The following is a 6,369-nucleotide window of genomic DNA, read 5'->3' as shown; positions in this document are numbered from 1 at the left end:
GCCGAGCAGGGCGTCGACTATTTCACCATCCATGCGGGCGTCCGGCTGCCCTACATTCCGATGACCGCCAAGCGCGTCACCGGCATCGTCAGCCGCGGCGGCTCGATCATGGCGAAATGGTGCCTGGCGCACCACAAGGAGAGCTTCCTCTACGAGCGGTTCGACGAGATCACCGAGATCATGAAGGCCTATGACATCGCCTATTCGCTGGGCGACGGCCTTCGCCCCGGATCGATCGCCGACGCCAATGACGAAGCCCAGTTCGCCGAACTCTACACGCTCGGCGAGCTGACCAAGCGCGCCTGGGCCCAGGACGTGCAGGTGATGATCGAAGGCCCCGGCCATGTGCCGATGCACAAGATCAAGGAGAATATGGACAAGCAGCTGGAAGCATGCGGCGAGGCGCCCTTCTATACGCTTGGGCCGCTGACCACCGACATCGCGCCCGGCTACGACCATATCACCAGCGGTATCGGCGCGGCGATGATCGGCTGGTACGGCACGGCGATGCTCTGCTACGTGACCCCCAAGGAGCATCTCGGCCTCCCCGACCGCGACGACGTCAAGGTCGGCGTCGTCACCTACAAGCTCGCCGCCCACGCCGCCGACCTCGCCAAGGGCCACCCCGCCGCCAAGCTGCGCGACGACGCCTTGTCCCGTGCCCGCTTTGAGTTCCGCTGGCGCGACCAGTTCAACCTCTCGCTCGATCCCGACACGGCCGAGCAGTACCACGACCAGACGCTCCCGGCAGAAGGCGCCAAGACCGCGCACTTCTGCTCGATGTGCGGCCCCAAATTCTGCTCGATGAAGATCACGCAGGAAGTTCGCGACTTCGCCGCAAAGCAGAATGCCCCGGCGGATACTTTCTTGGCTGCGAACTCCGGGGCCGTTCGGGCTGAGCCTGTCGAAGCCCTCCCTTCTTCTCCTGAAGACGCCGAAGCGGGAATGGCTCAAATGGCGGAAAAATACCGCGCCGCCGGCGACCTCTACATCCCCGCCAAATGATCACGGCGGCCGCGCTCCTGCTGGCGGCCGCTGCACCCGTGCCGGCCGCCACCGCCTTCGACCAGCTCAAGCAGCTCGTCGGCCGCTGGCGCCCGGCCGACCGCGCCGACGGCTCGCTCAACATCCACTTCTACCTGACCGCCGGCGGCACCGTGCTGGTCGAAAGCCGGGAGCGCACGAACGGCGAGCCGCACTCGCTCACCCTTTATCACCGTGACGGGGACGCGCTGATCGCCACCCATTACTGCCCGCAAGGCAACCAGCCCCGCCTGGCGCTGGCGGGCCGCGACGACCAGGGCCTCCACTTCACCTTTCGCGACGCCACCGATCTCGACGCGGGCGAGTTTCACCAGCACGATCTCTGGCTCGACCTGACCGACCCCAACCACCCGATCCGAACGGAGGTTTACAGGGGGGTAGGTCCAGGAGCGCAGGAGCGCATGTGGCTGGTGCGGCCGTAGCCAGGAGAGGCGCAACGCGTCGCATCTGTTTGGCCCCTGACCAGTCGCGTCGGGGTTCCATCGGTGCTAGAAGGCGGTGCCAGCTTGCCTTTTGAGGAGGAACGACATGGCGTACGCAAAGCTGTTTCTGGCATTGAGCATAATCGCCGCCCCGCCCGCCTGGGGCGCCATGCAGGAGCGGCCGGTGGCCGCCCCGGCCGGCGGCCCGGACACGCGCTATTGCATGCGGATGGAAGCCTTGACCGGCACCATCACCGAGCAGGTCAAGTGCTGGACTCGCGACGAGTGGGCGAACCAGGGCGTCGATGTCGATGTGGAGTGGCCGAGAGAAGGCGTCCGCGTCCTCGGCTGACCCGGCGGGCGGCTTGCTGAGCTTCGTCCTTGCGACCATGGCGATCGCCCAGGCCGCCCCCGCCCAGACGCCTGCCCAGGCGGAAGCCGAGATCCGCGCCCAGCGCCCCGCCTTCAACCGCGCCATCGCCGCCGCCGACCTGACCGCGATCGCCGCCGTGCTCGCCGACAATGTCCAGATGATTACCGGCAGCGACTCCATCCACGTAGCCGGCAGACAGGCCCATCTCGATCGCTGGACCGAGGGCTTCAAAGACCCGAACCGCCTCGTCTATGTCCGCACCACGGACAAGGCGACGGTCTCCCCCCTGCTCCCCATCGCCCTGGAAACCGGCCACTGGCGCGGCGCGACAGCCGGCGCGACCAAGGACTGGATCGGCGGAGACTACACCGCCAAATGGCGCCGCATCGAAGGCGTCTGGCGGGTCGAGGTCGAGACCTATGTAACGATGCGGTGTGAGGGGAGTGGGTGTCCCTAATGCATCAACGACCACTCGCTCAGTTTCAAATGGCCCCAGCCGGTGGGAGCCTGAGACAAGTCACCATATTGACCAGCTTCGTCGTTCGACAGTCAAATGTGAATATATATCGATCCCGCCAGGACAAAGAAGCAGGGGGCAGATTTACTAGACACGGTGATGGTGCACCTTGAGCTAACCTGCAGCTGCCTTCCTAGGCCGCCGTATCTTGGTCTTGGGACGAGATGCCTTCTCATCTTCAGGACTGTCAACCGTCGATGACGCTAATCTGCGAAGTCGTCTTGGCGCCTCGTTGGGGAATGCCTTTGCCACTTCACGCAGAACCTCCGCCAAAGGTTCCAGATTATAAGCGTTGGAAGCAATTAGACGCCTCTCTTGCGCTTCTCGCGCCTGAGATACCCATGCTCTTCAAGCTTCGAGATCGCCCTGTGAGCTTGCCGATCAGATACCCCAGCTCGAACGCCCAACGTCTTTAGGGCCGGAAACGGGGCCTCCTCCTTCTTCCACCAAGCCGCCACGAGCTGAATAAGGATGAGAAGCTCGGATGGGCTCAGACGCGCGTCTTCCGCCAAAAACTGGTTTAAAAGCAGCAGATAGTTCGGCACTTGAGCGAAGCCCCGACCCGCGACCTCCTCCCCCTACTTAGCCACAATATCAGACATCTACACCTCGAACGAGAAAGATTAGACCCGCCAGATTGGCGTGTCATGATCCTGCCAGTGGCAGAAATCCTCTTATATCGACGGGCAAAAGGTGGCATCACTTGAGATCGACGGTCTTGGCCTCGCCCGCTTCAAACCCCCACACCGCTTCCAGCAGCCGCTCGGCATTTTACGGCGAGCGCAACAGGTAGATCGTCTCCTCGATCGACGGTCGGGCGCCAGCGCCCCTTACGGCGCGATGCGTGCGCTGGGGGTTCATCAGCTCTCGCCCTCCTCGTCCAGCGCCCACACGGGCGCGCCCAGCGCCTCCGCCAGCTTTCGGCGGGTCGCGCGGGAGCCATAGCCGCCACCCGCTTCGATCCGGTTTACCCACACCTGGCTCAAACCCGCGCGGCGGGCGAGTTCGGCCTGGCTGTAGCCGCGATAGCGGCGCCAGGCGGCGAGCGGCTTCAGGCCGTCCACGACCATCAGCTTGACGACGTCACCCGGCACGGTTCCCTCGCCGGCCTCAATCCGGGCCAGGGTCGCGCCTGCCTCGCGCACATCCTCCTCGTCTTCGGCATAAGCGCGCAGCCGCTCCCAATCTTCCGCGCGCAGAACCACCATCTCGGTGCCGTCCGGGGCCGTGAACCGCTGGGGATGATAGGTCATGCCGCTTACCTTTCACTCATATGCCGAGCCGCGTGGGGCGATCCGTTGCACGGCAACGATAACCAGCGTCTCGGTGAAAATGACACGCCAGTCGCCGACCCGCAGCCGTTTCAGGCCCCCCGGTCCCTTCAACGCGCGCACATTGTTGGCCAATGACTCTGGCCGCTCGGCGAGTTGCTCCACCTTCGCCACGATCCGTTTACCCGTCACGCGATCGATCCGCTGCAGCGCCTTCAACGCCTCGCGACTATACTCGATGCGCCTCGTCACGAAGCTAGAGCTACTCTATTCCGTATACACAGATCAATAATCAAAAGGAGTAGGTTGCCTTGTCGGCCGCGTCGCTCGCCTTACCCTAGCTCAGCGCGAGAGTGCGCTCGTCCCGCTCGCCGCCGTACAGCCCTTCCAACGCCTCGGCGAAGACCGCACCGCCGCCGGCCGCTTCGAACAGGGTAAGGCTGGAGCGGAGCTTCACGGCGTCGATGCCGCCCATGATCTGCTCGGGCGTGCGACGTCCCGCCCAGGCGGTGACCGCCTCCACGCACTCGTGCAGCCGGGCGCCGAGCAGCGGATGGGCGAGGTACGCCTGCGCTTCGTCCAGGTCGCGAATGGCATAGCGCCGCGCCATGGCGCTCTGCCCCAGGCCGGCAATCTGCGGGAAGATGAACCACATCCAGTGGCTCCGCTTGGCGCCGGCGCGCAACTCGGCCAGCGCCGCCGCATAGCTGCCCACTTGCGCGTCCACGAACCGCTCCAGGCCGCGTTCGGTCACATCTGTCTCAGCTCTTCACATTCACCATCTTGACCGGCTGGTCCTTGGTCGAAGGGTTGGCGGCAATCACCTTCTTCTTTTCCGCCTTGGGCTTGCGGACTTCCTTGTTCGATTTCTTCTGGCCCTTGGCCATGGCATGTCCTCCTGCGCTGATCCGCCCGCATCGCCGTCGGCTGGGCACCCGCACAACGAACGGAGTTGCACGCCGGGCTCAGCCCGTCGCCCGGACCAGATTTACATTCGGGCCATTTGCCACGATGGGCGGACCATGAGCGGCAAGGACAAGCCATCCGATCAGCGCGCGGCGACCAGGCTCGTCACCGCCGGTCGGCGCGAGGAATGGACGCAAGGCATCGTCAATCCGCCGGTCTGGCGCGCCTCCACCATTCTCTATGACAGCGTTGCCGACATGAAGGCGCGGCAGAAGGACACGCATCACCGGCTTTATTACGGCCGGCGGGGCACCCCGACTCAATGGTCGTTGGCCGAGGCGCTGACCGAGCTGGAGCCGGGTGCGGAGGCGACGCTCCTCTATCCGTCGGGCGTCGCGGCGGTGGCCACGGCCTTGCTGAGCGTGCTCCGGCCCGGCGACGAGCTGCTGATGGTCGACAGCGCCTATGAGCCGACGCGGCTGATGTGCGACGGGCTGCTGAAGCGGCTGGGCGTCACGACGCGCTTCTATGATCCGCTGATCGGCGGTGGCATCGACGCGCTGTTCACCGACAAGACGCGCGCCGTGTTCATGGAAAGCCCGGGCAGCCTGACCTTCGAAGTGCAGGACGTGCCGGCGATCTGCGCGGCCGCCAAGGCGCGCGGCATCGTGACCATGCTCGACAATACCTGGGCGACACCGCTCTTCTTCCGCGCGATCGAGAAAGGCGTGGACCTCTCTATCCTCGCCTGCACCAAATATGTGGTCGGCCATTCGGACGCGATGCTGGGGTCGGTCACTGCCGCACCGGGCGCCTGGGCGAAGCTGCGGCAGACGAGCTACCAGCTCGGCCAGACCGCCTCCGCCGACGATGCCTGGCTCGGCTCCCGGGGCCTCCGCACGATGGGCGTGCGGCTCGCCCAGCATCAGGCGAACGGCCTCGAAGTCGCGCGCTGGCTGGCTGAACAGGCGGAGGTCGCACGCGTCATCCACCCGGCGCTGCCCGGCTGCCCGGGCCACGAGCTGTGGCGGCGGGACTTCAGCGGCGCGTCCGGGCTGTTCGGCTTCGTGCTGAACGGCGGCGAGGATACCGCGCGCGCGGCGCTCATCGACGGGCTCGCGCTGTTCGGCATCGGCTTCAGCTGGGGCGGCTTCGAAAGCCTGGTCATTCCCGCCGATCCCCAAACCTTGCGGAGCGCGACGAACTGGGAAGCGGAGGGACCTTTGGTCCGGCTTCATGTCGGGCTGGAGGACCCCGCCGACCTGATCGCCGATCTTCGCGCCGGGCTCGACCGCTTCCGGGCAGCTATAAGCTGAACGACCCGTTCCGCGCCTGTTCAGAACGAATCGGGCAAAAGGACATGGTGGAACCGGAGCGTGTCGTTCCGCGTCGTTTCCATGTGTTTTGAAGGAGATAGAGGGTGACCACCATCAAGAAGATCACGACCGGCCTGGTTGCCGGCGCGACTATGCTGGTCGCGGCGGCTCCGGCGGAAGCGCAGTATCGCTATTACCGCAACCGCGGCGGCGACCGTACGGCGCTCGCCATCGGTGCCGGTGCGCTCGGCCTCGCGGTCGGCGCGGCGATCGCGTCCAGCTCGCGCAACCGCGGCTATTATGGCGATCGCTATTACGGCAACCGCGGCTATTATGGCGGCTATTACAACCAGCCCTACGCCTATGGCTATGGCAGCAGCTATTACGGCAACAGCTATGCCAGCCCCTATGGCTATGCTTACGGCCACCGCGCGCCGCGTGCGCGCTGCTGGACCGAGCGGCAGTGGGACGATTGGCGGGGCCGCTGGCGCCGCGTCCGGATCTGCGACCGCTACTAAGG

The 6,369-nt window shown here is 65.4% G+C and carries 11 protein-coding genes; 6 read left to right on the top strand and 5 right to left on the bottom strand.

Annotation, left to right across the window (positions count from 1 at the left end):
• The 4 genes from thiC to VGT77_RS15525 all read left to right on the top strand — a co-directional run.
• The coding region (thiC, locus tag VGT77_RS15540) for a phosphomethylpyrimidine synthase (protein ID WP_327463990.1) at window positions 1-1,005 on the top strand (1,005 nt) is incomplete at its 5' end.
• Window positions 1,002-1,466: a hypothetical protein gene (locus VGT77_RS15535; protein ID WP_327463989.1), complete on the top strand. Its 465-nt coding sequence runs from the start codon at window positions 1,002-1,004 to the stop codon at window positions 1,464-1,466. The genes thiC and VGT77_RS15535, both read left to right, overlap by 4 nt.
• A 106-nt stretch (window positions 1,467-1,572) precedes the next feature.
• Window positions 1,573-1,818 (top strand): hypothetical protein, encoded by a 246-nt coding sequence (locus tag VGT77_RS15530; protein WP_327463988.1) that lies wholly within the window; start codon window positions 1,573-1,575, stop codon window positions 1,816-1,818.
• A 13-nt stretch (window positions 1,819-1,831) separates the two neighbouring features.
• On the top strand, window positions 1,832-2,296 hold the full coding sequence (locus tag VGT77_RS15525; RefSeq protein ID WP_327463987.1) for a DUF4440 domain-containing protein: 465 nt from the start codon (window positions 1,832-1,834) through the stop codon (window positions 2,294-2,296).
• A 362-nt stretch (window positions 2,297-2,658) separates the two neighbouring features.
• Here the strand turns inward: VGT77_RS15525 and VGT77_RS15655 are convergent, their stop codons facing one another.
• From VGT77_RS15655 to VGT77_RS15505, 5 genes are all read right to left on the bottom strand, one after another.
• On the bottom strand, window positions 2,659-2,901 hold the full coding sequence (locus VGT77_RS15655; RefSeq protein ID WP_414713416.1) for a helix-turn-helix domain-containing protein: 243 nt from the start codon (window positions 2,899-2,901) through the stop codon (window positions 2,659-2,661).
• Between the two features lie 315 nt (window positions 2,902-3,216).
• Window positions 3,217-3,609: a helix-turn-helix transcriptional regulator gene (locus VGT77_RS15520; RefSeq protein ID WP_327463986.1), complete on the bottom strand. Its 393-nt coding sequence runs from the start codon at window positions 3,607-3,609 to the stop codon at window positions 3,217-3,219.
• 12 nt (window positions 3,610-3,621) lie between these two features.
• Entirely contained in the window at window positions 3,622-3,879 is a 258-nt protein-coding gene (locus tag VGT77_RS15515; protein ID WP_327463985.1) for a type II toxin-antitoxin system RelE/ParE family toxin, read from the bottom strand.
• A gap of 85 nt (window positions 3,880-3,964) precedes the next feature.
• Entirely contained in the window at window positions 3,965-4,381 is a 417-nt protein-coding gene (locus tag VGT77_RS15510) for a DUF1810 domain-containing protein (protein WP_327463984.1), read from the bottom strand.
• A 7-nt stretch (window positions 4,382-4,388) separates the two neighbouring features.
• Window positions 4,389-4,514, bottom strand: coding sequence for a hypothetical protein (locus tag VGT77_RS15505; RefSeq protein ID WP_327463983.1), 126 nt, complete (start codon window positions 4,512-4,514; stop codon window positions 4,389-4,391).
• 135 nt (window positions 4,515-4,649) lie between these two features.
• Between VGT77_RS15505 and metC the strand changes: the two genes are divergently transcribed.
• Window positions 4,650-5,849 (top strand): cystathionine beta-lyase, encoded by a 1,200-nt coding sequence (metC, locus tag VGT77_RS15500; RefSeq protein ID WP_327463982.1) that lies wholly within the window; start codon window positions 4,650-4,652, stop codon window positions 5,847-5,849.
• A gap of 104 nt (window positions 5,850-5,953) precedes the next feature.
• Window positions 5,954-6,367 carry a hypothetical protein gene (locus VGT77_RS15495; protein WP_327463981.1) on the top strand — a complete coding sequence of 138 codons (414 nt, stop codon included), beginning with the start codon at window positions 5,954-5,956 and terminating at the stop codon, window positions 6,365-6,367.
• The last annotated feature ends 2 nt before the right edge of the window (window positions 6,368-6,369 follow it).

The organism is Sphingomonas sp. (assembly GCF_035944535.1).
Lineage (GTDB): Bacteria > Pseudomonadota > Alphaproteobacteria > Sphingomonadales > Sphingomonadaceae > Sphingomonas_B.
Note: the sequence above shows the minus strand (reverse complement) of the source record. Positions and strands in the feature narration are given on the sequence as shown.

Excerpts from the sequence above, each read along its gene's own strand:
- VGT77_RS15535 (WP_327463989.1), top strand. The coding sequence starts at position 1,002 with ATGATCACGGCGGCCGCGCTCCTGCTGGCGGCCGCTGCACCCGTGCCG.
- VGT77_RS15530 (WP_327463988.1), top strand. The coding sequence starts at position 1,573 with ATGGCGTACGCAAAGCTGTTTCTGGCATTGAGCATAATCGCCGCCCCG.
- VGT77_RS15520 (WP_327463986.1), bottom strand. The coding sequence starts at position 3,609 with ATGACCTATCATCCCCAGCGGTTCACGGCCCCGGACGGCACCGAGATG.
- VGT77_RS15505 (WP_327463983.1), bottom strand. The coding sequence starts at position 4,514 with ATGGCCAAGGGCCAGAAGAAATCGAACAAGGAAGTCCGCAAGCCCAAG.
- metC (WP_327463982.1), top strand. The coding sequence starts at position 4,650 with ATGAGCGGCAAGGACAAGCCATCCGATCAGCGCGCGGCGACCAGGCTC.